This window comes from Hymenobacter glacialis, from assembly GCF_001816165.1.
GTDB classification, from domain to species: Bacteria; Bacteroidota; Bacteroidia; order Cytophagales; family Hymenobacteraceae; genus Hymenobacter; species Hymenobacter glacialis.
The window spans coordinates 72003-98845 of sequence record NZ_MDZC01000015.1; the positions used below are offsets into that span (position 1 = coordinate 72003).

Sequence of the window (26843 nt, forward strand, 5' to 3'; positions counted from 1 at the left end):
AAACACAAGAACGCCATGCTTTGGCTGAGCTCATCATGACGTTGTAAACGGTATGAGAATCCCGCGCCCGGCAGGCCGGGCACTGTCTTTGCAAGGTAGCCGAAGTACTCGGCGCAGCACCCCCGCCCCTATCTTCGGGACTGGTTTGGTTGTGTTTATTTAAAATCTATGGCTAATTACGCGTTGCATGCTACTTTATTCACCGCAGCTGGCTGGCTTACGGCCGCCTTGCTGCCCGTAGCGGCTCAAGGCCCGCTCCCAGCGCCGGTGCCCTCCTTTTATGCCACTTACCAGTACACCAGCTACACTGTGTACGACAACACCAGCGCCGCCCCGCCCACAGCAGTGCGCGGCGTGGGCGGCACCCTCATCCTGCGCCCCAATGGCACCTACGAGAAGCACCTGAGCATTGTAGCACCCAGCGGCCCGCACTACTTCAACCAGACCGGCCGCTTCACCCTGGCCGGCGACAGCATCCGCTTCGCATTCACCGACCTGAAAGGCTCCGACGTGCAGCGCGGCACCTTCCGCTTCGACCCCGTTACCAAGCGCCTCACCGTGAGCATCATCGGCTATCCCAGCGGCAATAAGGGCGTGTATGAGCTGGTGGCCACCGAAGTGAACACCACGCCCGCGCCCAAAGCGTCGCGCAGCAAGCCCGCGAAAAAGGCACGCCGCTAGCGTCCTGCGGGGCGGCATTTGGCTACCCCCGCCCCTTCTGGCTAACTTGCGGCCCGTTTCAGCGGAACGGGTTTGCCGCAAGGCCGCAACGCATTGGTGTTGTGCTACATTACTCAGTCACTCAGTTACTAAGTCACAGCAAATGGGACGTGCATTCGAATTTCGCAAAGGCCGCAAAATGAAGCGGTGGGACAAAATGTCGAAAGACTTCACCCGCATCGGCAAAGAAATTGTGATGGCGGTGAAGGAAAACGGCCCCAACCCCGACACCAACGCCCGCCTGCGGGCCGCCATGCAAAACGCCAAAGGCGTGAACATGCCCAAAGACCGGGTGGAAGCCGCCATTAAGCGCGCCAGCAGCAAAGAGGAAAAGGATTACCAGGAAGTGGTGTACGAAGGCTACCTGCCCCACGGCGTGGCTGTGGTCATCGAAACCGCCACCGACAACCCCACCCGCACCGTTTCCAACGTGCGCCTCATTTTCAACCGCAACGAGGGCACCCTGGGCACGGCCGGTTCTTCCGACTACACCTTCACCCGCAAAGGCGTGTTTAAGCTGGCCGCCGAAGGCCTCGACCGCGACGAGCTAGAGCTGGAGCTCATCGACTTCGGAGCCGAGGACGTGTACGAAACCGCCGAGGAGGACGAGCACGGCGCCGAGACGAAGTACATCGTGGTCGAAACCGCGTTCACCGACTTCGGCCAGATGCAAAAAGCCCTCGAAGCCCAGGGCCGGCACGTGGTGAGCGTGAACCTGCAGCGCGTGCCCAACACCACCGTCTCGCTCAACGACGAGCAGTTGGAGGAGGTAATGACCATCATCGAGAAGTTTGAGGACGACGAAGACGTGCAGGCCGTGTACCACACGGTAGGCTAAGGAACACTGGCTGAAATGCCCCGTGACACCATAGTGGAGAACGTCATGCTCAACTGGCGTCCGCGCAGTTGAGCATGACGTTCTTCTTTTTCCGTTCCTGATTAACACTTCTCCCACACCCCAGCCGATATGCCCGCTGCCGAACCTTCTGATTCAGTAGCCCCGGGCGCAATGCCGGGCCGGCAGCAGTCCGGGGGCTACCTGCCGGCCCTCACGGGGCTGCGGGCCATTGCGGCATGGCTGGTTTTCTTCAATCATTACCCCCTGGGCCCTTTGCCGCCGCCCGGCCCGGCCCGCGCCTTTCAGTACTTCGTGGACGAGTCGCACGGGTTGCCGCTGCTGCTGCTGCTCAGCGGCTTTCTCATTGCGCTGCGGTACGACAACGCCAGCACCGGCAGCTTCGGCCCCCGTGGCGGCTGGAAGCGTTACCTGCAAAACCGCCTGGCGCGGGTGTATCCCCTCTATGCCCTGCTCACGCTGGCCACGTTTGGCTTGCTCTGGCATTGGCACTCCCCGCAGGCCACTCCCGTGCACCTGCTGCTCAACCTGTCGCTGCTGCGCGGCTTTTTCGACGAGTACAAGTTCACCGGCATCGGCCAGGCCTGGTCCCTCACCCTGCTCGAATGCTTTTACCTGGCTGCCCCGCTGCTCATGGCCCTGCGGGCGCGGGGCGTGGCGCTGTGGCTGCAGCCGCTGCTGCTGCTGGCCCTGGGCGCCGGCCTGGTGGCCCTCCTGGCCCCCCTCAACTGGCACGGGCTGTTCGGGTCCTATCCGTTTATGCTGACCTACACGTTCCTGGGCCACAGCATGGAGTTCTTCATCGGCACCTGGCTGGCCGTCCGCTACCGGTCGGGGCGCCTGGGCAGTCCGGCGGGCCCGTGGCGCACCGTTGGGGGAGTGGTGCTTTGGTTGGCCGTCACGGCCGGGCTGGGGCTCGCGCAGGCTCAGTTCCACAACCCGGACCACCCCCTCACGCTGGTCCTGAACCTGGTGGGCTTGCCCGCAGCAGGTGGCCTACTCTTCGCGGGCCTGCTGAGCGAGGTCTCCTGGTTCCGGCAGCTGTTGAGCAGCAGCCTGTTTCAGAAGCTGGGGCGCAGCTCCTACGCTTTTTATCTATTGCACGCCGGCCCGCTGGCTTTCTGGGTATATGATTGGCTGCCGGGTTTGTGGTTATTGCAACTTGCTGCCGTACAAGCATCGTCGTACGGACTATATATTGCCTTGGAGCGCCCCGTTCACAATATTTTGAAACCGAGGAAGCGGGTTGTGTTAGCACAAGCTGGCAATTAAATTATAGCCTGCTGTAGGAAGCGTTAATTGTTGTTGAAGCTATTTTAAATGAATTCAATTGCTTCACGGCATAAATTTTTAAGCTTGCATAACCCTTGATGGCAGATATAATGAAAACTTCCCTGTTGCAACGAATAGAGGGCTTTTACGAACAGACAAACACTGAAAAGCAGGCTACTTTGGGAGAGTTGCTGCAAACGATAAATCTTGCTCCCAAAGAGTTTATCGAATCATTTCACAGCGAGAAATTCGACTATTTAAATAACCTTCCAATTATATACGAAGCATTGTCAAATGATTTGAATAATTGGGCCGACTTCTTTTTAGCTGAGTTAAAACGCTTGATTGCTACTGCAAAAGCCGGTGATTCTCCCAAGAGAGTATTGACTCATCTTGACGAATTATCCTTTATCGATGCAGAAATATTTAAGCATCGCGACGCATTTGTCGCTATTCTGAGCGCGGAGCTTGATAATCCGCACAGAACATTCCGATACTATGCCATCAGCTTACTTCCTGACTTCATCCGACAGGATGACACCTCAGCAACCAATAAATTAAGAGGTCGATTGCAAGACCCTGATTGGCGAATTCGCTATTGGGCTTTTAAGGCATTGCAGGACCTTGATAAACTAAGTTCAACCGATAGGCTATCTGTACCTGATATGCTCAGGTCTAAATTAGTGAACACCATTAATTTTCAATAAACCCGCTGGAATTTCAGTCACATATTTTACGCTATACAGCAATAAAAAGCCGCTCTTAAAATTTCAAGAGCGCTTTTTATTGCTGGAATCGAATAATTACCTAATCCACATTGTCGTGCAGAAACCGGTTATCACCCAGCAATTCATTATCATCCGATAAATTAAACCGCGAGATATTCTGGGCCGAGCTGGGCTCTACATTTTCCAGTTTCACCTGGCGGCGCAGGTAGGCAGGAGTTTCATATTGGCTCACCGCTTCAGGGGGCAGGCCATTGCTGAGCTCCTGCAGGCGGCGGCGGCGCTCCAGAGCCTGCGCATCCATGGCAGGACGGGTCCGGTTCTCGGGAGTGGGGGCCGGTGCTGGCGTCGACGTGAGCACAGGCTCGGTGGGCGCACTGGCAGGAATGCCGGCCAAAGGTGGCGCGTTGTGCGCCGAAGGGCCGTTCAGGTCGAATGTGACGCGGGCGGGCTCGGGAGCGTTGCTACCGAAGCTGGGCACGTAGGGTGCTGAGGCTCCGCTAGCCACCGGCGCAGCGGGAGCCGCTGGCGCGGGAGCCGCCTCTACCGACGCAGCACCTACCGGAGCAGCTTCCGTGTGGCTGCTGGCATTCGGTGTGCTGATGGAATGCGCATCGCGGGCAAAACCCGTGGCAATCACCGTCACCCGAATGCTCTGGCCCAGCGACTCGTCGATGCCGTGGCCGAAAATCATTTCCGCATCCTGACCGGCTTTTTCCTGGATGTATGCGGTGATTTCCGTTAGCTCGTCCATTTCCAGCTCGTGTTCAGCGCCCGACATGATGGAGAGCAGAATGCGCTGGGCCCCGTGGATGTCGGTGTTGTTGAGCAGCGGCGAGTTCAGGGCTTCCTCGGCGGCGCGGCGGGCGCGATTTTCGCCATCGGTCACGCTGCTGCCCATTACGGCGGCCCCGCTGTCCTTCATCACCGTTTTCACGTCTTCAAAGTCCACGTTCACATCGGCGGTCACCGTAATGATTTCGGCAATGGACTTGGCGGCCGTGGTCAGCACGGTGTCGGCCTTGGCGAAGGCGGCGCCCATGGTCAGGTTGCCGTAAATCTGCGGCAGCTTGTCGTTGAGAATCACCAGCACCGTGTCGCAGTGCTCGCTCAGCGCCTTAATGCCTTCCTCGGCCTGCTGGCGCTTTTTCTTGCCCTCAAACATGAAAGGCGCCGTGACGATGCCCACCGTGAGAATGCCCAGCTCCTGCGCCACCTGGGCAATAACGGGCGCGGCGCCGGTGCCGGTGCCACCGCCCATGCCGGCCGTGATGAAGAGCATTTTGGTACCCTGGTTAAGCAGGTCGCGGATTTGCTCCTTGCTTTCCAGCGCCGCCTGGCGGCCGCGCTCGGGCTTGGCACCTGCGCCGAGGCCTTCGGTAAGGTCTACGCCAATCTGGAGCTTATTGGGCACCGTGGAGCTTTGCAGCGCTTGGTGGTCGGTGTTGCAAATAATAAACTCCACGTCCTTGATGCCCTGCTTGTGCATGTGCTTCACGGCATTGGAGCCACCGCCCCCCACGCCAATCACCTTGATGATTGACTTGTTCTGGGCGGGAATGTCGAATTTGTAATTCATATTTTTTAATTATGAATTATGAGTTATGAATTATAAATTACAAACCAGCCTGGTTGACTCCGGCCAATTCATAATTTATAATTCATAACTCATAATTATTTCCTAGTAGGATTTATCGTCGTAATCGTCAATCAGCAAGCCCTTTGTGCGCGTGATGATGTCTTTGAAGAAGCGACTGGCAGCACCGGGTTCCTTGGGCTTGGCCGGCGCCGCCGCGGGGGCCGGCGCGGCTGCCACAGGCACCGAAGCACGCGTTTCGGCAACCGCAACGGGGGCAGCAACCGGAGCGACTGCCTGAGGGGCATAATACGCGGGCATCACCTGCTCCTCCTGCTCATAGGGAGCACGCGAGTTGCGCTCGTCAAGCGAGTGGTAGCCCGACAGCACGAGGCCCACGGTGGTGGCGTACATCGGCGACTTCACGGCCTCGATGCGGCTCTTGCCCAGGTGCTGGTTGGGGTAGCCAATGCGGGTATCCAAACCGGTGATGTACTCGGTGAGCTGCTCCAGGTTCTGCAGCTGCGAGCCGCCACCCGTGAGCACGATACCCGCCGACAGCTTGTCGTGCAGGCCCATGCGATAGATTTCCGCATACACCAGTTCCATGATTTCCGACATGCGGGCCTCAATGATGTACGCCAGGTTTTTCAGCGACACTTCTTTGGGCGGGCGGTTGGGCAGACCGGGGATGCTCACGATTTCGTGGTCGCTGGCTTCCTCGGCAATGGCTTTGCCAAACTTCACCTTCAGCTGCTCGGCCTGGCCGGGGGCCACGTTGCAGCCGGCTTTGATGTCCTGCGTGATGATGTTGCCACCAAACGGCAGCACTGCCGCGTGGCGGATGATGCCGTCCTTGAACACCGCCAGGTCGGTGGTGCCGCCGCCAATGTCAATCAGGGCCACGCCGGCCTCCTTCTCCTCTTCGGAGAGGATGGACATGCTGCTGGCCAGCGGCTCCAGAATTAGGTCAGCAATTTCCAGGCCGGCCTTGGTCACGCACTTGTTGATGTTGTTGATGGCCGTGCTCTGAGCCGTGATGATGTGGAAGTTGCCTTCCAGGCGCACGCCTTCGTAGCCCACGGGGTCGGCAATGCCTTCCTCGTAGTCCACTTTATAGTCCTGCGGCATCACGTGAATGATTTGCGAGCCGGGCTGAGTTACCAGCCGGTACATGTCCTGGGTGAGGCGGTTCACGTCGTCCGGACCGATGGTGTCGGCCGAGTTGCGCGTGATGCTGCCGTTGTGCTGCAGGCTCTTGATGTGCTGGCCTGCGATGCCCACGTTTACCAATCCAATGCTAATTCCGGACTGTTCTTCGGCTTGCCGAATGGCCCGTTTTATCGCGTCAACAGTCTTGTCAATGTTCAGTACGATGCCCCGCGAAACGCCTTCCGACACAGCTTTGCCCATGCCCAGGATTTCCAGTTTACCGAATTCGTTTTTGCGGCCTACCAAGGCGCAGATTTTTGTGGTGCCAATGTCGAGCCCGACGACGATTTTATCTTGTTGCATAGAGGCGGTGCTGGCGAGCGTAAGGAAAGCTTGGATTGGTAATTGAAGTGTTCTTGACCTTACGGCCTGTTTTTCAGCGAATTACTATTCGCAGATTATCTGGTTTTGGTATTCGACATTTACGCGGTGGTAAGTATCCCACCCCAAAACTGACGGAATTTGCCGGTAAAATACCATAAGCTTCGCAAACTTTTCGGAAATATTTTCAGGCAGCCCGAATTCTATTCGCTGGTCCCCCACTTGTTGGGTGAACGAGAGCTTGCCGCTGGGTTCAATAAACACCTCGGCCACCTGGGCTTTCCAGAACTCATGCTCGTCTACATACCGCAAAAACTCCAGGTAGCGCCGCCCGGTGCTATCTTGGAAAAATGCAGTTGGCAGGCTCGCGCCGGTAGGCCGCGCCACGGTAGCCACGCGGGCCGTAAACAGCGGCGAAAGGGGCAGCGTGTGGCCCTCGGCGTCCACGTAGGTATCGAGGCGGGTGTCGGAGTGAGTGAGGCGGGCAATGGGCCGGTTCTGGCGCACGTCGGCGTGCAGGTTGCCGGCCAGGTCGCGGTACACCTGGGCTTCCCGCACGAACGGATGCGCCCGCAACCGGGCTTCCAGTTGGCGCAGTTTCGGGCCCTCGGGCTGGGTGCCCAGCACGGGCTCGGCGCCGCCTTTGGTAAGCAGGGCCGTGACGCCGCGCTCGCTGATGAAGTAGTTGTCGAACTCGTTGGCGATGTCTACCGATACTTCGCCGATGGGGCGGGCGGCCTGGCGCATAGCCGCAAATATGGCCATTCCGCCCAGCACGAGGAGACAGGCGGCGGCAACCAGTAAATTTCTAAGTGTGCGTTCCAAGTAGTAACCAAATAGCAAGGGATGAAAACAAATAAAAACAGAAGAACTTCTATTTCTTAATTATTTCCATCGCTCGGACAGTATCATTTTCAATTGCGGTACCAGTGTGTCGATGTCTCCGGCTCCCACGGTGGCCAAAACGTCGAACGAGGTATCCGTTTTGGCAGCATTCAGCACTTGTTCTTTGGTCAGAATGGCTTTGGTGGGCGCGGTGATTTTTTCCAGAAGTATCTCGGACGTGATGCCAGCCAAAGGCTTTTCGCGAGCAGGGTAAATATCTAACAAAAATACCTCATCTGCAATACTTAAGCTCTTAGAAAACCCTGCCGCGAAGTCGCGGGTGCGGGTGAAAAGGTGCGGCTGGAAAATCACGCGCAGGCGCTTGCCCGGATACAGCGTGCGCACCGAACGCAGAAAAGCCTCTATTTCGCGCGGATGGTGGGCATAATCGTCCAGATAGACGTTTTGGGGCGTGGTCAGGACAAACTCGAAACGCCGTTTTACGCCGCTGTACGTGGCCACTCCGGCGCGCAGTTTTTCTGCATCGATGCCATGAATTTGTGCGACTGCCGCAGCGGCCAGCATGTTTTCCACGTTGTGGTAGCCCGGCACAGCCAATTGCAGGCCAGCTACCGTTCCGGCGGGGCCGTGCAAATCGAAGTGAAACTGGTGCCCTTCGGCGGAGATATTGGACGCAGATAGTTGCGGCCCCTGTTCCGCCGAAAGCCCGTAGCGGATGACCGTGGTGCCGGCGGGAGCAGCAGCGGCCACGCTCGGGTCGGCGGTGTGGTTAATGAGCAGGGTGCCGCCGGGCTGAATCTGGCCCACGAACTGCCGGAAAGATTCTATCAGCGCGTTTTGGTCGCCGTAAATATCCAGGTGGTCGGCGTCGGTACTCGTGACAATGGCAATGGTGGGAAACAGCGTGAGGAAGCTGCGGTCGTACTCGTCGGCTTCCACCACAATGGGGGCTTCGGGGCTGCCGGGCAGCAGCAGGTTGCTGCCCAAGTTCACGGCAATACCGCCCAGGAAAGCGCCCGCATCCAGGCCGGCGTGGTGCAGCAGGTGCGCCACCATGCTGCTGGTGGTGGTTTTGCCGTGGGTGCCGGCCACCGCAATGGTGTAGCGGCCCTTGGTGAGCACGCCCAGCACCTGGCTGCGCTTGCGAATGTCGTAGCCCTCGGCGCGCAGCCAGGCCCATTCTAGGCTCTCGGCCGGAATAGCGGGCGTGAGCACCACCAGGGTTTGCGCCCGGTTTTTACGCACCACAGCGGGAATGTTCTCCACCGCATCCTGGTAGTGAATGGCGATGCCTTCGGCCGCCAGGGCCAACGTAAGGGGTGTTTCGGTTTTGTCGTACCCGCTCACCTGGTGTCCGTTGGCCCGGAACCAACGGGCCAGGGCCGACATGCCAATGCCACCAATACCTAAAAAGAAAACGTAGGGAAACTGGGTCAAATTCTTTGAATTGAAAATTATGAATTAGAAATTAAAAATATGTTGGCAGAACGGCGTTCGAACGATTTAGAAAACACCATTTTTAATTCATAATTATTAATTTTTAATTAACCGAAGTAGCTCGTCTACAATTGTCGCGGTCGCATCAGGCCGGGCCAGTTCGCGCACGCGGGCACTGAGCTGGCTTTGGCGCTCGGGGTCGGCCAGCAGGCGCAGGGCTTCGTCGTAGAGGCGGGCCTGAGCGTGCTCGTCGGTGATGAGCACGGCGGCGCCTTTGCTCACCAGCGCCAGCGCGTTTTTGGTTTGGTGGTCTTCGGCTACATTGGGCGAGGGCACCAGAATGCTGGCCTTGCCCGTGAGGCAGAGCTCCGACACCGACAGCGCCCCGGCGCGGCTCACCACCACATCGGCGGCAGCGTAGGCCAGGTCCATGCGCTGAATGAATTCCAGGGCCTGCAGATTTTCCTGCTTGTAGGGTTCGGCTTGCTTCTGCGCTTCGGGGAAGTAAAGCTTGCCCGTTTGCCAGAGTAGCTGCACACCGGCTTCGCGCAGGCGAGCCAGAGCGGCCGCGGTGGCCAGGTTGAGGGTGCGCGCCCCCAGGCTGCCGCCTATCACGAGGAGCGTTTTTTTATTGGGGTCGAGGCCGAAAAACCGCAGGGCTTCGGCGCGGTTGCCGCTGGCTATTTCGGTGCGCACGGGGTTGCCCGTTACCACAATTCTCTCCTTGGGGAAGAACTTCTCCATGCCCTCATAGGCCACGCAAATGCGGCCCACCCGGCGGCCCAGCAGCTTGTTTACCAGGCCCGCGTAGGAATTCTGCTCCTGAATGAGCGCTGGGATGGCGCGCGACGTGGCCGCCAGCAGCACCGGCGCTGATGCGTAGCCCCCCACCCCCACCACGGCATCAGGTCGGAACTGCTCCAGGAGCTTGCCGGCCTTGCGCACCGCCCGCAACACCCGCACCGGAAACAGCAGGTTCTGGGGCGTTAGGCGGCGCTGCAGGCCGCTGATGTCGAGGCCTACTATTTTGTAGCCGGCTTCGGGCACGCGCGTCATTTCCATGCGCCCGTTGGCCCCCACGAAGAGGATTTCGGTGTCGGGCAGGCGGCGGCGCAGCTCGTTGGCAATGGCCACGGCCGGGAAAATGTGCCCGCCGGTGCCACCACCGCTGATAATGATTCTCATGGCTTAGTTGTCAGTTATTGGTTGCCAGTTGTCAGATGCTGGTACCAATTTTCAGAACAACCTGACAACTGGCAACCAATAACTGACAACAGCCCTCACGCATACGCCGCGCGCTTGCTGGGAATGCGCGCGGTGTCGTCGGGCTCGCCGGTCATGGGGCGCACTTCGCGCTCGCCCCGGCTCACGGCCAGGATGATGCCGATGCTGATGCCCGTGAAAATGAGCGAGGTGCCGCCCATGCTCAGCAGGGGCAGCGGCAGGCCCGTGATGGGCCCCAGGCCCACGGCCACACCCATATTCACCAGCGCCTGCAGCACCAGGCTGAAGCTTAGGCCCGCCGAGAGCAGCCCCCCGAAAGCGCCGTAGCTGTTCATCACCGTTTTGAGGCCCCGGTAGAGAAAGGCGAGGTAGAGAAACAGCACCACGCCGCCGCCCAGCAGGCCGTATTCCTCAATAATGATGGCGTAGATAAAGTCGGAATATGGGTGGGGCAGGATGTTGCGCTCGGTGCTTTTGCCAGGGCCCTTGCCAGTTATGCCGCCCGTGGCAATGGCTATGTAGCTGTGCTCGAGCTGAAAAGGCACTTTTTTGGTGGGGTCCTGGGCGCTGGCAAAGTGGTTGGTAACGCGCGACATTACGGTTTTGCCGCGCTGGCCGGTGGCCAGGCCCGCGCCGCCCACCACCACGCCAATGGCAATCATCACCGCCATTTGCCGAAGCGGAACGCGGCCTATAAACATGAGCAGCAGGCAGGTAGCAAATAGCAGCAGCGCCGTGGAAGCATTACTCAGAATGATGAGGCCGCAGATAATGCCCACCCACAGCATTACGGGAAACAGCGTGGTCCAGAAGTCGTCGAGGTGCTGCTGCCGGCGGCTGAGCATGCTGGCCAGGTGCGAAATCAGGGCCAGCTTGGCCAGGTCGGAGGGCTGAAAGGTTTGGTTGACCACCGGGATGGTGAGCCAGCGCGAGGCCTCGTTGATGTTGGAACCCATGAGGTAGGTAAACAGCAGCAGCGGCACCGAGATGAGCAGCGCATACAGCGCCAGGCGCGAATAGTAGCGGTAATCGATGCGGTGCGCGGCCCACATAAAGCCCAGCCCCACCAGAATCAGGGCGGTGTGCTTGAACAGAAAATGCTCGGTGTTGCCGTCCATTTTCTTATAAGCCAGTGTACCCGTGGCCGAGTACACCACAGCGATGCTGATGAAGGAAAACAGCAGCACAATGGCCCACAAAATAGGGTCGCCTTTGAGGTTGCGCTGCAGCCAGTTGTTAGAAGTAAGAGCCATGGGCGGGGGATGAAAAGGCCTGTACGAGCGGATTATTAGCTGATGCGCCGGGATATCGTGGATTGCACGGCGGCCATGAATTGCCGGCCGCGGTCCTCGTAGTTCTTAAATAAATCGAAGCTGGCGCAGCAGGGCGAGAGCAGCACCACGTCGCCGGGGGCGGCCAGGGCCGTGGCACGGGCCACGGCGTCGGCCATGCTTTGGGTTTCTTCCACGTGGGGCACCACGCCGTCGAAGGCAGCCCGGAGCTTGGCGTTGTCCACACCCAGGCAAATTAGGGCCTTCACCCGGTTTTGCACGGGGCCCAGCAGGCTGCTGTAGTCGTTGCCTTTGTCGGTGCCGCCCGCAATCCACACAATGGGCTGCTTAATGCCGTCCAGGGCGTACCAGGCGGCTTCCACGTTGGTGGCCTTGCTGTCGTTGACATACCGGGCACCGTCGATTTCGCCTACCGGCTGCAGGCGGTGGTCGGCGTTTTGGAAGGTGGCCAGGCCGGCTTCAATCTGCTCGGCGCTCAGGCCGGCTACGCGGGCCACCAGGGCGGCCGCCAGCGTGTTTTGCCGGTTGTGCTGGCCAATGAGCGGCGAGGTGGCGGTGCTCACCTCCATGCCGTCGTCGGCGAGGCCCGGAGCCAAATTGGTGCAGAGCCGGTCATCGGCGGTGTAATAGCCCGCCAGCCACACGTCGGGCCGCGGGTGCAGGGCAAATGGCAGCAAGCTCGTTTCCATAAACGCCGACTGAAAATACCTGCCGGTCACTTCGTCGTCGGCATTGTAGATGAAGGTGCCTTCGCTGTCGAGGTTGCGGGCAATGCGCAGCTTGGCGCGGGCGTAGCTCTCCAAGGAATAGCCGTAGCGGTCCAGGTGGTCGGGCGTGATGTTGAGCAGCACGGCAATCCACGGCTGGAAATCGATGGTATCGTCCAGCTGGAAGCTGCTCAGCTCCACCACGTAGTAGTCGTGGGCGTCGGCAATTATTTGCTCAGCCAAGCTGTAGCCCACGTTACCGGCCAGGCCCACGTTCAGGCCGGCCTCCTTCAACAGATGGTAGGTGAGCAGCGTGGTGGTGGTTTTGCCATTGGTGCCCGTGATGCAGACGCACCGGGCCTTGGTGTAGCGGCCGGCAAACTCAATTTCCGAGATAATCGGAATGTTCTTCTCGTGCAGCGCCTGCACGATGGGCGCCTTTTCCGGAATACCGGGGCTCTTCACTACCTCATCGGCCTGCAGTATGCGGACCTCAGTGTGCTGGTTTTCCTCGAACTCAATACTGGCCCGCGTGAGCTTGGCTTTGTAGGAGTCCTGAATGGTGCCGCGGTCTGAGACGAACACGGCGTGGCCTTTGGCCTGCGCCAGCAGCGCGGCCCCTACCCCACTTTCGGCGGCTCCGAGGATGACAATGTTCATGGGTTTATCTGTCATGCTGAGGCACGAAGCATCTTATCACGTTTAAAGTAGAAAATCCAGCGGCGCGACCGTGATAAGGTCCTTCGTTGCCGCTCAGGATGACAGGCATTGCTTAGCGCAATTTTAAGGTAACCAATGTAATGACCGCCAACATAATACCCACAATCCAGAAGCGCGACACAATTTTAGACTCGTGGTAGCCCAGCTTCTGGTAGTGGTGGTGCAGCGGCGACATGCGCAGCAGGCGGCGGCCCTCCCCGTACTTGCGGCGCGTGTACTTGAAGTAGCTCACCTGCACAATCACGGAGAGGTTCTCGATAAGGAAAATGCCGCACAGCACGGGAATGAGCAGCTCTTTGCGCACGATGAGGGCCAGCACGGCAATGATGCCGCCCAGCGCCAGCGAGCCCGTGTCGCCCATGAAAACCTGCGCCGGGTAGCTATTGTACCACAAAAACCCGATGCACGCCCCCACAAAGGCCGTACAGAAAATGACCAGTTCCCCGGAATCCGGAATAAACATAACATCCAGGTAATCAGCCAGCAGCGCGTTGCCGCTCACGAAGGCGAAAATGGCCAGCGTGATGCCTATGATTGCCGACGTGCCCGCCGCCAAACCGTCGAGGCCGTCGGTGATGTTGGCGCCGTTGCTCACGGCCGTTATCAGAAAGATGACAATGGGAATGTACAGTAAGCCGTACAGGCCGTTGAAAAACGTGCCGGCCGTGGCGAATAAGTCGCCGTAGTTCAGCTCGTTATTCTTCATAAAGGGCACCGTGGTTATCATCAGGTGCACGTCTTTGAACACTTTGGTGGCCGAGATGGCGGAATACTGGCCGTTGGGCTGCAAGTATTCGCGCACCGTGATTTCGTTGCTGTAGAACAGCACCCAGCCCACCGTGATGCCCAGCCCAACCTGGCCCAGCACCTTAAAGCGGCCGCTCAGCCCCTCCTTGTTCTTGCGAAACACCTTGATGTAGTCGTCCAGAAAGCCAATCAGGCCCAGCCACACCGTACTCAGAATCATGAGGATGATGTAGATATTGCGGAGCCGGCAGAGCAGAATCACCGGCACCAGAATGGCCAGAATGATGATAAGGCCGCCCATGGTAGGAGTGCCTTTTTTCTCGATTTGACCTTGGAGGCCCAGGTCGCGGATGCTCTCGCCCACCTGCTTTTTTTGCAGCAACTTGATGAGGCGGTGGCCAAAGGTGAGGGCAATGAGCAGAGAGATGACTACCGCCAGCCCCGCACGGAACGTGGTGTATTGAAATACCCCCAATCCGGGAATATGGTAATGCTCGTTGAGGTAACGAAAGAGGTAATAAAGCATTCAGGTACAATTAGCAGCGGGCCATTACTTGCCCAAAGCAGCAAAAATTTCGATTAATATCAGCTTGTCGTTAAAAGGCGCTTTCACGCCGTTAATTTCCTGGTAATTCTCGTGGCCTTTGCCCGCCACCAGCACAATGTCGTCGGCCCCGGCCAGCTGCACCGCCTGCTTGATGGCTTCGCGACGGTCGGCTACGGTGAGGACTTTGGCCGAATCGGGTGCGGTCACGCCGGCCTGCATCTGCGCCAGAATGGCGTTGGGGTCTTCAAAGCGCGGGTTGTCGGAAGTAAGAATGACCCGGTTGGACAAGCGGGCGGCCAGGTTGGCCATGATGGGCCGCTTGGCGGCGTCGCGGTTGCCGCCGCAGCCCACCACCGTGATAATCTGCTGGCTCGGCTGCCGGATTTCGTGCAGGGTTTGCAGCACGTTTTCAAGCGCGTCGGGCGTGTGAGCGTAGTCCACGATGCCCGTCACGAGCTGCCTGGCCGATACCACCGGCTCGAAGCGGCCGGGCGCCGTGGTCAGCCCCGAGAGAATGGTGAGCACCTCCGTGGGGTCTTCCCCCAGCAGCACCGCGGCGCCGTACACGGCCAGCAGGTTGTAGGCGTTGAACACACCAATGAGGCGGAACAGGATTTCGCGGCCCTCTATCTCCAGGTGCAGGCCGTGCACCTCATTGGCAATGAGCCGGGCGCGGAAGGTGCCGGCCGCGCGCAGGGAATACGTTTCGCGGCGGGCGGCCGTGTTCTGCAGCATCACCGGGCCGCGCTTGTCGTCGGCGTTGGTCAGCGCAAAAGCCGTTTTCGGCAGCGCGTCGAAAAAGCCCTTCTTGGCTTTCAAGTAGTTATCGAACGTGCCGTGGTAGTCAAGGTGGTCGTGGGTGAGGTTGGTGAACACGCCGCCCACAAAGCGCAGCCCCGTCACGCGGTGCTGCGCCACGGCGTGGCTGCTCACTTCCATGCAGGCGTGGGTGCAGCCGGCCGCCACCATGCGGGCCAGCAGCGCATTCAGCCGGATGGCGTCGGGCGTGGTGTGGGTGGAGGGAATCACTTCCTCGTCAATCTGGTTCTGCACCGTGCTCAGCAAGCCGGCGTGGTAGCCCAACTCGCGCAACAGCTTGTGCAGTAGCGTGGCGCAGGTGGTTTTGCCGTTGGTACCGGTAATTCCGATAAGCTGCAGCTGCCGCGAGGGGTGCCCGTGAAAAGCCGCGGCCATGTGCGCCAGGGCCTCGGCGCTGTCCTTAACCACCACATAGGCCGTGGCGGGGTTGCGCGTGGCCGGCAATACTTCGCAGATTACCGCCGCCAGCCCTTTTTCCACAGCGCCTGCAATAAACTTGTGGCCGTCGGTAGCGGTGCCGCGCAGGGCGCAAAAAGCTACCCCTGGTCCCGCCTCCCGCGAGTCGAGGGTGAGGGCCGTGATGGGCACATCCGTGGGGCCGTGCTGGGCCAGCACAGTCACATCAGTAAGTAAGGAAAAGAGCGGCAGGGAAATCATGGGGCAATAGTCGGGGCAATAAGAGCCAGCCTACGGGCGTCGCCTTCTAAGAGTATCAGGCGCGGCGAATGGTGGGCTTGGCAGTAGTCTCCGGCTTTTTAGAGTCTTTGGAAGCACCTTTTTTAACCGGCGCTTTTTTAGCGGCTGCAGCCGTCTTCGCAGCTGGTTTCCGGGGGTTGGTCGCTGTGGGCCTGGTGGTGCGGGGCCGGGCCAACGGCTCCGGGTCGGCCGGGGTGAGCAACTTATTCTCGGCCAGGTCGGTGTGTTCGGGCTCGGGGAGGGCTTGCGGGGTCGCCAGGCGCGGACCGGAGTCCACCAGGTTCAGGCTAATGATGTCGCCGCGCTTGTAGCGCGCGCCCACGGGCAGCGACTGCTCGCGCACCCGGCCCGTACCCACGGCGCGCACGTGCAGGCCGCGGTTTTCCAGCAGAAACAAGGCGTCACGTAGGGTTAGGCCGCGCACCTGGGGCACGTGCCCGGGGCGCATGGGGTTCACCACCAGCGCCACGGTGCGGGCGTGGAAGGCGGTGTCGGAAGCAGCCCGCACCCACTCTTCGCCGCCGGTGGCCTGGGTCTGGCCGGGCAGGCCCAGCTTCTGGCACAGCAGGGCCAGCTCGTCCTGCATGCCGGCGCGCACCAGCGGCACACGGCTCTTGTTCAGGCGGGCCTTGGCCAGCAGCGGGCGCTGGCTGAGCAGGTCCCGGGCCATGCACTTGTCGGCTACTTCGCGGAAAACGGGCGCGGCCACGTCGGCGCCGTAGATGCGGCCGTTGCGGGGCGAGTCCACCACCACAATGCAGCTGTACTTGGGCTTATCGGCGGGGAAATACCCGCAGAAGCTGGTGGAATAGGTTTTGGTGTATTGTCCGTTTTTGAATTTCCAGGCCGTGCCCGTCTTGCCGGCAATGGTGTAGTCCTTGGGCTTGATGCCGCGGGCCGTGCCCTGCGACACCACGCCCTCCATCATGGACTTCACCTTGGCCAGGGTGGACTCCGAGCAAATCTGCGGGTTGAGGACCACGGTTTCGTTGCGCTGCAGCACTTTATCGGCCTGCTTTATTTCCTTCACGATGAGCGGCTGCACTTTCACGCCGTTGTTGGCAATGGCATTGTAAAGCGCCAGGGTTTGCAGCGGGGCCAGCTTCAACTCGTAGCCAATGCTCATGGTAGTGAGCGAAGTCCGGCTCCAGCTGCGGTCGTTGGGGTCCTTTACATAGGGCCGGGCTTCGCCGGTCATCTGGAAGCCCAGCGGCTTATCAAGGCCAAACTTCTTGAGCTGGTCGGTGTATTCGCTGGGGTTGGCAGCAAAGTACTTGTCCACCAGCTTGGCTACGCCGATGTTGCTCGACTTCTCGAATACCTGTTGCACCGTGATGCGGCCGTAGCCGTGCGAGTCCGACTTCACGGCCCCGCCCACGTACATCCGGCCGTTGCCGGTGTCCACCATGTCATCGAGCGTGAGGTCGGGCCGCGCCTCAAACAGGGCCATCATCGACGCCAGCTTAAAGGTAGAACCCGGCTCCGTCCGCCCCTGGTCGGCAAAGGCGTAGTTGTAGTCCTCTTTGTAGGTGCCATCAGAGGCCTTTCCCAAGTTGGCCACGGCCTTTATTTCGCCGGTTGCCACTTCCATCAGAATCACGCAGCCGTACTGGGCATTGTTGTCTACCAGGGATTTGTAAAGGGCGTTTTCCGCCACGTCCTGGAGGTTGATGTCCAAGGTGGTTTTCACGTCGTAGCCGGGCTGGGGCTTGATTTCAGTGCCGTCGTACACGGGCTTCACACCACCGGGCACGCGCTCAAAAAGGGCTTCCCCGGCCTTGCCAGCCAGGCTTTGCTGAAACGTGTACTCCAGGCCGGCGCCGTTCTTGTCTTCATTTATGAAGCCGATGGTGCGCTGCGCCAGGCCCCCAAAAGGCCGGAACCGTTTGTCGACTTTCTCAAAAATAGCGCCGCCGCGGTTGCGCTTGGCCCGGAAAATGGGCCATCTGGCCAGCAGCTTTTTCTCCTGGAAGTTGATTTGCCGGGAGTTGAGGCGAATGTACCGCAGGACAGGCTCCCGTGCACTGCGCGCATTCACCAGGCGGCGGCGGTACTCCTGCACGCTGCGGTCCTGGAAAAAGTGCGACAAGTGCCACGCCAGTGAATCCACGCCCGCTTTAAACACAGCATCCTCCACCACCCCAGGGTCCCAGGCTACCCGGTAAAAGGGCAGCGACGTAGCCATAATACTTTCGTTGTCAGAATAAATATTGCCGCGCGTGGCGGGCACCGCCTGGTAGCTGATGCGCCGCTCCTGCTCCAAAGCCCGCCAGCGGCTACCCTCCTGGTATTGAATCTTGGTGGCCTTCCAAAAAATGGCGCACGAGAAAACGGCTACCCCCAAAAAGGCCAGCCGAACCCGCGTCACTATGGACTTCTTAACGCTGCCTTTCATCGATTATCGGTTCTAACTGCCTGCCTGTTTGCGGACTTTGCCTTAGACTGGCTTGTGCTTTTTTGTACCTTCATTCTATTGTTGGGCTTATCCAACTGCCGAACCGCTGGAGCAACGCCCCCAACCGAGGCGCTATCGATGCCTTGGGGAGGCGCGATTATTTCCGGCTCCACGGTATCGTTGTCGTCGGCGCCGGCTGTACCAGGCCGCTTGCGTCCTGAGAGCGAGGCTTTTTGCTGGGCTGCGGCCGAGTCGCGGGCGGCCCGGGCAGACAGGGTGTCGGCGGTGAGAACGGGCATCAGCTCGAGCTCGGCGGCATCGAGCCGGCCGGCCGGAACCGAAATACGGAAAGGCGGCGAGGAGCTCTCTACCAGTCCAAATGCGGCCACTTTGCGGGCCACTTCGCTCTGCTTGCTGGCCTCCATGTAGTCCGATTTCAGCGTGGTGTAGTCGGCCCGCAGGTCCTCGGTTTCCTGTTTCAGGCGCTGAATGTTGCGGTTCATCCGGTTGCCGTAGTGGGTATTGCCAATGTAGAGCAGCGTGAGCAGCATCACGAACAACAGGTGCGGCAGGTAGCGCACCGGCAAACCTTCGCGGAACAGGCCGTCGACGCTAGTAACCCGGTCCAGCAGCGAGAACAGGCTCCAGGAGCTCCTGGGCCGGGCGTCGGCCCGGGGCTCGGCCTTGGGCCGACGCGGGCGCTTTTCGGCAACTGGCACCGGCGCTGGCTCCGGCTCGGGCGCTTCTGTTGCCACGGCCTGGGGCAGCACCTCGGGTGCCGGCGCGGGCATCTCGCGGGGCACGTTGGCCCGGCGGGGGCTGTCAGAAGGTCTTATGGTATTGGTGGCCACGGGCTGCTGCTCAGAAAAGGCTGTTACACGTACTTAGGAAAGCGTTTGGCGAAATTGGACGCAAAAAAATCAACGGTTGAAGCACGGGCGTAAACCAGCCCAAGCGCCTTCAGAAGATGTTCACTCGTTTCGAATCGCAACACGCAATTTAGCACTTCGGGCCCGGCTATTCAAGGCGACTTCGTCGGGGTGGGCTTCTTCGGGCTTGCGGTTCACGGCCTCAAAAGGCTTGCTTTCATTGCCAAAGAAGTCTTTTTCAACGTTTCCAAAAAACTTGCCCTTTCCAATAAAATTCTTCACCAACCGGTCTTCCAGGGAGTGGTAGCTGAGCACCACCAGTCGGCCGCCGGGCCGCAGCACGTCGGCCGTTTGCAGCAGCATTTCCTGCAGGGCCTGCATTTCCTGGTTCACCTCTATGCGCAGGGCCTGGAATACCTGGGCCAGGTACTTGTTTTCCTTGCCGCGGGGCGTGCAGGGCTGAATGGCTTGCTTGAGTTCGGCAATGGTTTCGAGACGGCGGCCCCGACGGGCGGCGGCCACGGTCTGGGCCAGGGTGCGGGCGTTGGTTACTTCGCCGTACATGCCGAAGATGCGGTGCAGGTCAGCCTCCTTGTAATCGTTGAGAATGTCGGCGGCGGTCAGGGGGCCGTCGGGGTCCATGCGCATGTCCAAGGGGCCGTCGAAACGGGTGGAAAAGCCCCGCTCAGGCGTATCAAACTGGTGGGAGCTAACGCCTAAGTCAGCCAGCAGACCATCAACGGGCAAGGCGTTAATACTTTGAAGCTCAGATACTAAATCACGAAAGTTTGCCTTTACAAATGTGAATTGAGGCCTGCGTAACTTTTCTGCCTCAACTTCCGCGTCGGCGTCCTGGTCAAAGCTGTAGAGGTGGCCGGTGGTGAGCGTTTCGAGGATGCGGGCAGAGTGCCCTCCCCCACCAAAGGTGACGTCCACGTAGCGGCCATTGGGCTTGAGGTCGAGGGCGGCCAGGCACTGGGCCAGCATCACCGGGCGGTGGTAGGCGGTATCGTTGGTGTAGTCGCTCACGCAAGGGGGCCACCAAGCGGTGGCGTTTCAACCGATAAAAACTTCTGCGCCAACTTACTAAAACTCTGCTGGTCTTTAATGAGAAACTCATCGTAGCGGCTGGGGTCCCATATTTCGCAGCGGTTGCCAAGGCCCACGATTATGGCTTCTTTCTCGATACCAGCATAACGCAACATGCTACGGGGCAGCATGAAACGATTGATGGCATCAAGCTCTACTTCAGTCATACCCCGGAAGAAGTTCCGCTGGAACTGGCGGTATTCTTCGTTGAACTCATCCAAGGCCATCACCTTCTCGTGAATGACTTGCCAGGCAGCCCGCGGGTAAAGCACCAGGCACGGCTCAAAGCCGCGAACCAGAACAAGCTGGTTGCCGGATTGCTCGGGCAGGTTGCCTTTCACCTTGGCCGGCAGCACGAGCCGCCCCTTGGGGTCAAGCTTGCATTCGTATTCGCCGGACAGCAGGTTCATGGGCAGTGACCGTCCAGTGGAAAGGAGACGGTATTAGCAAATGTACGGGAAGCGGTTCGGAAAGCAACCACAATTTACCATTTCCTACCACAAAACAGAACATGCCTTTATTTGCATTGTATGGATGTTTTCGCAGAGCTTTTGGACAGTTGCTGGTTCTGTCGACCGGCTACACCGTAGGCGTTTGCACTGACGGCCGCGCTGCATGCGGCTTGCCTTGGCCGGCAGCGCTCGGCATGTAGTACGGGTTAGGAACAGCGAAACACGGTAGTTTTTCCTGCTTGCTCGCCTGCCCCACCTTCAATAAAAGAGCTCCGACACTTCAATGTGTCGGAGCTCTTTTGTTTCTCCAATTTATGACGTTAGTTAAACTGGCCGCAAAGTTCGAAAACCTTGCCCTTTACTCCTCCCCCACCCATGGCCGACGCGTAGCCACAGCTACTTGGCCTGCCAGAGCCGCCACCACGGCAGATACGGCTGGTCGTGGTGCTCGTAGTGGTAGCCGAAAAAGTAGCAGCTCACAAAGGCCCACAGGTGGTGCCGGAACTGGCTGCGCGACCGGTGCAGGTTGTCGGGGGCGTGCTCGCCGCGATGCGGAAGGTAAGTCCCGAAAAAGAACAGCTGAAAAGTTGCCAGCAAAGCCGGTACCATCCAAAAGGCGATAACATTGGCCTGCGGAAACCAGATTTTCAGCACGTTGTAGGTAATGGCCATCAGGGCAATCTGCCACCACGTCACGTAGTTCCAGGCGAAGCGCAGGAACCAAGGCAGGAACCCCGGGTGCTTGCCATCGTGAAAATCGGGGTCGTCATGGGTACCCACGTGGCGGTGGTGGGCGTGGTGCATGGGCAGCTGCCCCGGAAACCAGTTGTAGGCAAACAGGCCGGCGGCAATGGTTCCAATTGTGTTGTTGAGGCGCTTGTTGGCGCTCACCAGGCCGTGCATGGCATCGTGCGCCGTGATGAAAAGGCCGGTATAGAGGTGGGCCTGCACCAGCACCAACAGGTAGGGCACCGGACTACGCCAGTTGGGCTCGTAGAAAGCCAGCAAAAAGGTGAGCAGGCCGGCCCATCCGGCAAACACGGCCGCGGCTACGGCCACTCCTTTGCACCCCAGCGGCGCGGGTGCCACGCGGCGCGGCAGGGTGGCAGCAGAAGTATGGGTGGCAATGGTCATCAGTCAACAATGCAATGCGCGCGGAGTCACGCTTCGGTAGGCTCTATAAATTCAGCAGCCGCTCGCGCACCTGCTCCATCAGCCACATGGGCGTGCTGGTGGCCCCGCAGATGCCCACTGACTGCCCGGGCGCGAACCACTCGCTCTGGATTTCGCCCACGTTGGAAATAAAGTGGGTTTGCGGATTGGTTTCGAGACACACTTGGTAGAGAACCTTGCCGTTGGAGCTTTTGGTGCCCGACACAAACACAATCTGGTCGAACTGAGCCGCGAAGCGGCGCAGGTCTTTGTCGCGGTTGCTCACCTGCCGGCAAATGGTGTCGTTGGCATTCACCTGGTAGCCACGCCCTTCCAACTGGTTTTTGATGTTGTAGAAGCTGTTGGTGCTTTTGGTAGTCTGGCTGTAGAGGGTAATATTTTCGGGCAGCTCGTGGCGCAGCAGTTCTTCGAGGCTTTCAAATACCACGGCGTTGCCACTGGTCTGGCCCAGCAGGCCCAGCACTTCGGCGTGGCCGTGCTTGCCGTAGATAAAAATCTTCTCCTTCTTGTCGTAGCTGGTTTTGATGCGGTTCTGGAGCTTGAGCACCACCGGGCAACTGGCATCAATCAGGGTCAGGTTGTTTTCCATGGCCATCTGGTAGGTGGCTGGGGGCTCGCCGTGGGCTCGGATGAGCACCGCCTCGTCGCGCAGTTCGGCCAGTTTTTCGTGGCAGATGATGCGCAGGCCGCGGGCTTCGAGGCGCTGCACTTCTTCGTCGTTGTGCACAATATCGCCCAGGCAATAGAGGTAGCCCTGCTCGTCGAGGAGGTCTTCGGCCATTTGAATGGCGTAAATCACGCCAAAGCAAAAGCCGGAGTTGGGGTCGATACGGACGCTGAGCGACAGATTAGGCATAGGCCAGGGTAACCAGCAACCCGCCCGCAAGGTTGCGAAAGGCAGACTGGCCGGCCGAAAATACGCAGATGGCCCTTAACTCAGATTCCCAAATGCTATTTTCTCTTAAAATCTCCCACTACTAAATCCTCAACGGAGTTAATTCGGCTTACGGGGTTGTTGCGCCAGCATTCGGGACGGCACCAATCTTTCGGCGTGTTCGATTGCTACTCCCCTACTTTGGTTAGCCGCTGGGCTTGCTCGTCGCTCACGTGGCCACGGTTCACCAAGAAGTCGCGCATGGTGCGAAAAGCTTCGGGGTCCAGTCCGGATTTGGGGTGCTTAAGGGCAGCGTCGAGCAGCAGTTCCTTGTCCTCGTCCACGTGTTTGCTCAGGCCCAGGAAGGCGGGCAGGTTGCTTTCCACGGAAAAGCGCAGGAAGCGAATCTCCGGGTTCTGTGGGTCGAGGCTCACGGCTTGCTCAAAGGTGCGGGCGGCGTCCTGCACGTAGGTCATCTTGTTGAACATAGACGCATCGCGGGCCCGAATGGCCTCGGCGGCAGCTTTGTAGCCCAGCACCAGCGCGTTGTGCTCTTTGTAGTCAGCCAGCAGCTTGTAGAATTTTTCACCGGCCGTTTTATCGGCGGCGGCCTGTTCGTAGTGGCGGCGCAGGTTGGTGGGGTGGTAAGGAGACGACACGTTCTTAAGGGCAGGTTTGGCGGTGGAAAATATGGCCTTGGGAGCTAATGCTGCGTTGCCGGGCCGGGAACGAACAGCGGCATTGGGCGGCCATGCGTTAGTACGCAAATGCGCGCCCGACGACGCGGAACCAGCACTTATAATAGCAGCAAAGACCAGGACACTACGAATCTTCATATAGGCAAAACTACAGAGCACAACAACAATTTGCCTTGCCTATGGCAAAACCCGTGCTCAAAATTGGCCTTGCCTGCCTAAATGCGCGACAACCGGTAGCGGAAGTACGAGCCCAGCAGCAGCAGCAGTTTTGTATTGTCCGGTACCCGCACCCGCTCGCCCAGAATGCGTGCCGCTGACAGCTTCTTTATTTTATAAAAAAGCTTGAGGTAATAGACATACGCCAGGTACACACCGAGCTTGGCTGAGCGCGGCAGCTGCTGAATTCCCTCGTAAGCGGCCTCAAAGTCGGCTTTGATGTCGGCTTCAATCTCGCTCTTGGTGGTGTCGTTGAAATGCTGGTACACCACGCCGGGGAAGTACACGCGGCCCCGGTCTTCGTAGTCAGACCGGATATCGCGCAGGAAATTCACCTTTTGAAACGCCGAGCCCAGCCGCCGGGCCGGCTCGCGCAGCCGCTCAAACATGGCCGCGTCGCCGTTGCAGAAAATGCGCAGGCACATGAGCCCCACCACTTCGGCCGAGCCGTAGATGTACTCTTTATACAGGCCGGGGTGGTAGTTCTGGTCCTCCAAATCCAGGGCCATGCTGTGTAGGAAGGCCTCAATGAACTCGTGGTCGATGCCGTACTGGCGCACCACGTGCTGAAACGCGTGCAGCACCGGGTTGAAGCTGAGGCCCGTTTCCAGCGCCTCGTGGGTCTGGCGCCGGAAGTCGGCGAGTAGCGCGGTTTTGTCGTGGTCGTGAAACGTGTCCACAATCTCATCAGCCCAGCGCACAAACCCATACACGGCGTACACGGGCAGGTGCAGCTTCTCGTCGAGCGTGCGAATGCCCAGCGTGAACGAAGTGCTGTAGCGCCCTGTGATGAGCTTGCTGCAAGCCAGGCTGGTATCGGTGAAGAGTTTGACGTGGTCCATTCGATGAATATTCAAAAACGTCATGCTGAGCGCAGCCGAAGCATCTCGCTCGTAGAAGTAATCAACTTCGCAGGACGGCATATTTACTACTGCACGCGAGATGCTTCGGCTGCGCTCAGCATGACGTTCTATTTATTCTCTTTCAACACTTCCCCTGCTACTACCTGGCCCGAAATGAGCGAGGGCGGCACGCCGGGGCCGGGCACGGTGAGTTGGCCGGTAAAATACAAATTACTGACTTTTTTGCTCTTCAGCGTGGGCTTGAGAATGGCCGTTTGCCGGAGGGTATTGGCTAGGCCGTAGGCGTTGCCTTTGTAGCTGTGGTAGTCGGCCATGAAGTCGCGGTGGGCGTAGCTGCGCTTGAACACCACCGCGTCGCGTATGGAGTGGCCGCAATGCTTTTCCAGGCGGTCCATCAGCAGGTTGTAGTACCGCTCGCGGGTGGCCTCGTCGTCGGTCAGGTCGGGGGCCACGGGAATGAGTAAGAACAGGTTCTCCTGGCCTTCGGGTGCTACCGTGGAGTCGGTTTTGCTGGGCACAGAGGCGTAGTACAGCGGCTTGGTGGGCCACTGCGGCTGCTCGTATATCTCGCGGGCGTGCTGGTTCAGGTCCTCGTCAAAAAACAGGTTGTGGTGGCGCAGCTTATCGAGCTTGCGGTTTACGCCCAGGTAGAACAGCAGCGAAGACGGCGCCATGGTGCGCGAGTCCCAGTACTTCTCGTCGTAGTGCCGATGCTCGGGTTTCAGTATCTGCTGTTCAATGTGGTGGTAGTCGGCACCGGCCACTACCGCATCGGCGGCAAAAAAGCCGGAAGCCGTGCGCACGCCGGTGCTGCGCCCGTTTTCCACCACTATTTCCAGCACATCTTCGTTGCAGCGCACTTCCACGCCCTGCTCTTCGGCGAGGCGCACCATGCCTTCCACAATCTTGTGCATGCCACCTTTGGGGTACCACGTGCCCAGCGCCAGGTCGGCGTAGTTCATCAGGGAATACAGGGCCGGGGTGTTTTGCGACGTAGCGCCCAGAAACAGGATGGGAAACTCGACCAATTCCAGCAGGCGTGGGTCCTTAAAAAAGCGCCGCACGTGCTTGTGCATGCTTTGCAGCACGTCCATGCGCACCATATCCACGAGCAGCCGGGGGTCGGCAAACTCAAAAATGGAGCGACTGGGCGCGTACACCAAGCGGTTGATGCCTACCTCGTACTTGTAAGCCGCCTGCTTCAGAAACTCGTCGAGGCGCGCGGCGCTGCCGGGCTCGTAGCGCTCAAACAGGGCCCGCAGCTCGCTCATTTTGGCCGGAATATCCACCGCTTCGGGCCCTTTGAATATTACCTGATAAGACGGGTCAAGCCGCTGCAGGTCGTAGTAGTCGGCTACTTTTTTGCCAAAGCGGGCAAAGTACTTCTCGAACACATCGGGCATCCAGTACCAGCTGGGGCCCATGTCGAAGGTGAAGCCCTGGGCGCGGAACACGCGGGCCCGGCCGCCGGGGCCTTCGTTTTTCTCCAGCAGCGTGACGCGCCAGCCGGCCTGGGCCAGCGTGGTAGCGGCGGCCAGCCCCGCAAAGCCGGCCCCGATAACAACCGCGTGCTTAGGCGAGCCCGTCGGCGGATTGGTAGCGGCCTGAATGGCGGCATTAGCAGCCGTGGTAACAGCAGTAGCGGCAGAGGTAGCGGCGGATGCGGACAAAGGCAGAAACTAAATTATCAGAGTGAGTGGAAAGGCGCGGCACGCCCAATAAAAGAGCCGCCGGCCCCGCGCCGCAAGTTGCAGCTGCAAGGCCGGCGGCCAAAGGTATTCAGGCAGGCGGGTTAGTCTTCCACGGCCTCGCTCACGTCACCGGCCGAAGCCCCCACCGGCGCATACACCTGCAGCGCCGATTTCAACTCCTTACGGGCAATGTGAATGCGGTTTTTGACAGTGCCAATAGGGATTTGCAGCTTATCGGCAATCTCCATATACTTGTAGCCGATGTAGTACATCATGAACGGCGTGCGATAGTCGGTGCCCAGACCAGCAATGGCCTCGTTGATATCGCGCACCACAAAGTCGGACGTGGCGCCGTTGTAGGTGATGTAGTTCTGGTCGGTGTTGAAATACTGGAAATACTCCGTCGAATCGATGTTGGAGCTGCGCTTGGTAATCTTGTTGTAGTTGTTGATGAAGGTGTTGCGCATGATGGTATACAACCACGCCTTCAGGTTGGTACCGGCTTTAAACTTGTCTTTATTGAGGAGGGCTTTGAGGAGGGTTTCCTGCACCAAATCCTTAGCATCATCAGCGTCTCGCGTCAAGTTCATGGCGGCGGGCCGGAGGGTGAGCGAGATTTTCTGCACTTGCGAAGTGAATTCTATCGAAGTCATGCTGTTTAGCTTTTCGTGGCCGATTGTTAAACAAATATACGAGAAAGTCGGAAATTCAGACGGCTCTAATCGAAAATACTTGCTGAACACGCCCATTCCCCAAGCCAACGGCAGCAAAAAACAGGCTGGCTGGTGGCAGCACGGCCTTTAATC

At 59.1% G+C, this 26843-nt stretch carries 23 protein-coding genes; 4 read left to right on the plus strand and 19 right to left on the minus strand.

The window, feature by feature from the left end; translation table 11 throughout:
• Window positions 1-168: 168 nt before the first annotated feature.
• From BEN48_RS01545 to BEN48_RS01560, 4 genes are all read left to right on the plus strand, one after another.
• Window positions 169-681: a hypothetical protein gene (locus BEN48_RS01545; protein WP_158010071.1), complete on the plus strand. Its 513-nt coding sequence runs from the start codon at window positions 169-171 to the stop codon at window positions 679-681.
• 142 nt (window positions 682-823) lie between these two features.
• Window positions 824-1558, plus strand: a complete 735-nt coding sequence (locus BEN48_RS01550) for a YebC/PmpR family DNA-binding transcriptional regulator (protein ID WP_070732256.1) — start codon at window positions 824-826, stop codon at window positions 1556-1558.
• A 129-nt stretch (window positions 1559-1687) separates the two neighbouring features.
• A complete protein-coding gene (locus BEN48_RS01555) occupies window positions 1688-2848 on the plus strand; it encodes an acyltransferase family protein (RefSeq protein ID WP_070732259.1) in 1161 nt (386 codons plus the stop codon).
• A gap of 110 nt (window positions 2849-2958) precedes the next feature.
• Entirely contained in the window at window positions 2959-3555 is a 597-nt protein-coding gene (locus BEN48_RS01560) for a HEAT repeat domain-containing protein (protein ID WP_125932426.1), read from the plus strand.
• A gap of 100 nt (window positions 3556-3655) precedes the next feature.
• Here the strand turns inward: BEN48_RS01560 and ftsZ are convergent, their stop codons facing one another.
• The 19 genes from ftsZ to BEN48_RS01655 all read right to left on the minus strand — a co-directional run bounded on the left by ftsZ (window position 3656) and on the right by BEN48_RS01655 (window position 26690).
• Window positions 3656-5152 (minus strand): cell division protein FtsZ, encoded by a 1497-nt coding sequence (gene ftsZ / locus BEN48_RS01565; protein WP_070732263.1) that lies wholly within the window; start codon window positions 5150-5152, stop codon window positions 3656-3658.
• A gap of 102 nt (window positions 5153-5254) precedes the next feature.
• Window positions 5255-6664, minus strand: coding sequence for a cell division protein FtsA (ftsA, locus tag BEN48_RS01570; RefSeq protein ID WP_070732266.1), 1410 nt, complete (start codon window positions 6662-6664; stop codon window positions 5255-5257).
• An 84-nt stretch (window positions 6665-6748) separates the two neighbouring features.
• Window positions 6749-7429 carry a cell division protein FtsQ/DivIB gene (locus BEN48_RS01575; protein ID WP_241502134.1) on the minus strand — a complete coding sequence of 227 codons (681 nt, stop codon included), beginning with the start codon at window positions 7427-7429 and terminating at the stop codon, window positions 6749-6751.
• A gap of 138 nt (window positions 7430-7567) precedes the next feature.
• A complete protein-coding gene (gene murC / locus BEN48_RS01580) occupies window positions 7568-8965 on the minus strand; it encodes a UDP-N-acetylmuramate--L-alanine ligase (protein ID WP_083320657.1) in 1398 nt (465 codons plus the stop codon).
• Window positions 8966-9061: 96 nt separating this feature from the next.
• Window positions 9062-10150 (minus strand): undecaprenyldiphospho-muramoylpentapeptide beta-N-acetylglucosaminyltransferase, encoded by a 1089-nt coding sequence (gene murG, locus BEN48_RS01585; protein ID WP_070732268.1) that lies wholly within the window; start codon window positions 10148-10150, stop codon window positions 9062-9064.
• Between the two features lie 95 nt (window positions 10151-10245).
• On the minus strand, window positions 10246-11442 hold the full coding sequence (locus BEN48_RS01590; RefSeq protein WP_070732271.1) for an FtsW/RodA/SpoVE family cell cycle protein: 1197 nt from the start codon (window positions 11440-11442) through the stop codon (window positions 10246-10248).
• A gap of 35 nt (window positions 11443-11477) precedes the next feature.
• Window positions 11478-12848 carry a UDP-N-acetylmuramoyl-L-alanine--D-glutamate ligase gene (gene murD / locus BEN48_RS01595; RefSeq protein ID WP_070732273.1) on the minus strand — a complete coding sequence of 457 codons (1371 nt, stop codon included), beginning with the start codon at window positions 12846-12848 and terminating at the stop codon, window positions 11478-11480.
• Window positions 12849-12960: 112 nt separating this feature from the next.
• Complete coding sequence (gene mraY, locus BEN48_RS01600; RefSeq protein WP_070732275.1) at window positions 12961-14181, minus strand: phospho-N-acetylmuramoyl-pentapeptide-transferase; 1221 nt, start codon at window positions 14179-14181, stop codon at window positions 12961-12963.
• Between the two features lie 24 nt (window positions 14182-14205).
• Window positions 14206-15678 (minus strand): UDP-N-acetylmuramoyl-L-alanyl-D-glutamate--2,6-diaminopimelate ligase, encoded by a 1473-nt coding sequence (locus BEN48_RS01605; RefSeq protein WP_070732277.1) that lies wholly within the window; start codon window positions 15676-15678, stop codon window positions 14206-14208.
• A gap of 55 nt (window positions 15679-15733) precedes the next feature.
• Entirely contained in the window at window positions 15734-18112 is a 2379-nt protein-coding gene (locus tag BEN48_RS01610; protein WP_083320658.1) for a penicillin-binding protein, read from the minus strand.
• Window positions 18109-18963 carry an FtsL-like putative cell division protein gene (locus tag BEN48_RS19265; RefSeq protein WP_193408645.1) on the minus strand — a complete coding sequence of 285 codons (855 nt, stop codon included), beginning with the start codon at window positions 18961-18963 and terminating at the stop codon, window positions 18109-18111. The genes BEN48_RS01610 and BEN48_RS19265 overlap by 4 nt, the downstream gene beginning before the upstream one ends.
• A gap of 120 nt (window positions 18964-19083) precedes the next feature.
• Window positions 19084-20010, minus strand: a complete 927-nt coding sequence (rsmH, locus tag BEN48_RS01620; protein ID WP_083320659.1) for a 16S rRNA (cytosine(1402)-N(4))-methyltransferase RsmH — start codon at window positions 20008-20010, stop codon at window positions 19084-19086.
• Entirely contained in the window at window positions 20007-20480 is a 474-nt protein-coding gene (gene mraZ, locus BEN48_RS01625) for a division/cell wall cluster transcriptional repressor MraZ (RefSeq protein ID WP_070732281.1), read from the minus strand. The genes rsmH and mraZ overlap by 4 nt, the downstream gene beginning before the upstream one ends.
• A 438-nt stretch (window positions 20481-20918) precedes the next feature.
• Window positions 20919-21656, minus strand: coding sequence for a fatty acid desaturase (locus tag BEN48_RS01630; RefSeq protein WP_083320660.1), 738 nt, complete (start codon window positions 21654-21656; stop codon window positions 20919-20921).
• Between the two features lie 43 nt (window positions 21657-21699).
• Entirely contained in the window at window positions 21700-22551 is an 852-nt protein-coding gene (locus tag BEN48_RS01635) for a 4-hydroxy-3-methylbut-2-enyl diphosphate reductase (protein WP_193408646.1), read from the minus strand.
• A gap of 206 nt (window positions 22552-22757) precedes the next feature.
• Window positions 22758-23228, minus strand: a complete 471-nt coding sequence (locus BEN48_RS01640; RefSeq protein ID WP_083320661.1) for a hypothetical protein — start codon at window positions 23226-23228, stop codon at window positions 22758-22760.
• 254 nt (window positions 23229-23482) lie between these two features.
• On the minus strand, window positions 23483-24325 hold the full coding sequence (locus tag BEN48_RS01645) for a phytoene/squalene synthase family protein (RefSeq protein WP_070732283.1): 843 nt from the start codon (window positions 24323-24325) through the stop codon (window positions 23483-23485).
• Window positions 24326-24453: 128 nt separating this feature from the next.
• On the minus strand, window positions 24454-25956 hold the full coding sequence (locus BEN48_RS01650) for a phytoene desaturase family protein (protein WP_070732386.1): 1503 nt from the start codon (window positions 25954-25956) through the stop codon (window positions 24454-24456).
• 182 nt (window positions 25957-26138) lie between these two features.
• Entirely contained in the window at window positions 26139-26690 is a 552-nt protein-coding gene (locus BEN48_RS01655) for a sigma-70 family RNA polymerase sigma factor (RefSeq protein WP_070732285.1), read from the minus strand.
• Window positions 26691-26843: the final 153 nt, after the last annotated feature.

What these genes read in the sequence shown, in the direction of transcription:
- BEN48_RS01545 (WP_158010071.1), top strand. Translation starts at nt 169, where the DNA reads ATGGCTAATTACGCGTTGCATGCTACTTTATTCACCGCAGCTGGCTGG.
- BEN48_RS01550 (WP_070732256.1), top strand. Translation starts at nt 824, where the DNA reads ATGGGACGTGCATTCGAATTTCGCAAAGGCCGCAAAATGAAGCGGTGG.
- BEN48_RS01555 (WP_070732259.1), top strand. Translation starts at nt 1,688, where the DNA reads ATGCCCGCTGCCGAACCTTCTGATTCAGTAGCCCCGGGCGCAATGCCG.
- BEN48_RS01560 (WP_125932426.1), top strand. Translation starts at nt 2,959, where the DNA reads ATGAAAACTTCCCTGTTGCAACGAATAGAGGGCTTTTACGAACAGACA.
- ftsZ (WP_070732263.1), bottom strand. Translation starts at nt 5,152, where the DNA reads ATGAATTACAAATTCGACATTCCCGCCCAGAACAAGTCAATCATCAAG.
- ftsA (WP_070732266.1), bottom strand. Translation starts at nt 6,664, where the DNA reads ATGCAACAAGATAAAATCGTCGTCGGGCTCGACATTGGCACCACAAAA.
- BEN48_RS01575 (WP_241502134.1), bottom strand. Translation starts at nt 7,429, where the DNA reads ATGCGCCAGGCCGCCCGCCCCATCGGCGAAGTATCGGTAGACATCGCC.
- murG (WP_070732268.1), bottom strand. Translation starts at nt 10,150, where the DNA reads ATGAGAATCATTATCAGCGGTGGTGGCACCGGCGGGCACATTTTCCCG.
- BEN48_RS01590 (WP_070732271.1), bottom strand. Translation starts at nt 11,442, where the DNA reads ATGGCTCTTACTTCTAACAACTGGCTGCAGCGCAACCTCAAAGGCGAC.
- murD (WP_070732273.1), bottom strand. Translation starts at nt 12,848, where the DNA reads ATGAACATTGTCATCCTCGGAGCCGCCGAAAGTGGGGTAGGGGCCGCG.
- mraY (WP_070732275.1), bottom strand. Translation starts at nt 14,181, where the DNA reads ATGCTTTATTACCTCTTTCGTTACCTCAACGAGCATTACCATATTCCC.
- BEN48_RS01605 (WP_070732277.1), bottom strand. Translation starts at nt 15,678, where the DNA reads ATGATTTCCCTGCCGCTCTTTTCCTTACTTACTGATGTGACTGTGCTG.
- BEN48_RS01610 (WP_083320658.1), bottom strand. Translation starts at nt 18,112, where the DNA reads ATGAAAGGCAGCGTTAAGAAGTCCATAGTGACGCGGGTTCGGCTGGCC.
- mraZ (WP_070732281.1), bottom strand. Translation starts at nt 20,480, where the DNA reads ATGAACCTGCTGTCCGGCGAATACGAATGCAAGCTTGACCCCAAGGGG.
- BEN48_RS01630 (WP_083320660.1), bottom strand. Translation starts at nt 21,656, where the DNA reads ATGACCATTGCCACCCATACTTCTGCTGCCACCCTGCCGCGCCGCGTG.
- BEN48_RS01635 (WP_193408646.1), bottom strand. Translation starts at nt 22,551, where the DNA reads ATGCCTAATCTGTCGCTCAGCGTCCGTATCGACCCCAACTCCGGCTTT.
- BEN48_RS01645 (WP_070732283.1), bottom strand. Translation starts at nt 24,325, where the DNA reads ATGGACCACGTCAAACTCTTCACCGATACCAGCCTGGCTTGCAGCAAG.
- BEN48_RS01655 (WP_070732285.1), bottom strand. Translation starts at nt 26,690, where the DNA reads ATGACTTCGATAGAATTCACTTCGCAAGTGCAGAAAATCTCGCTCACC.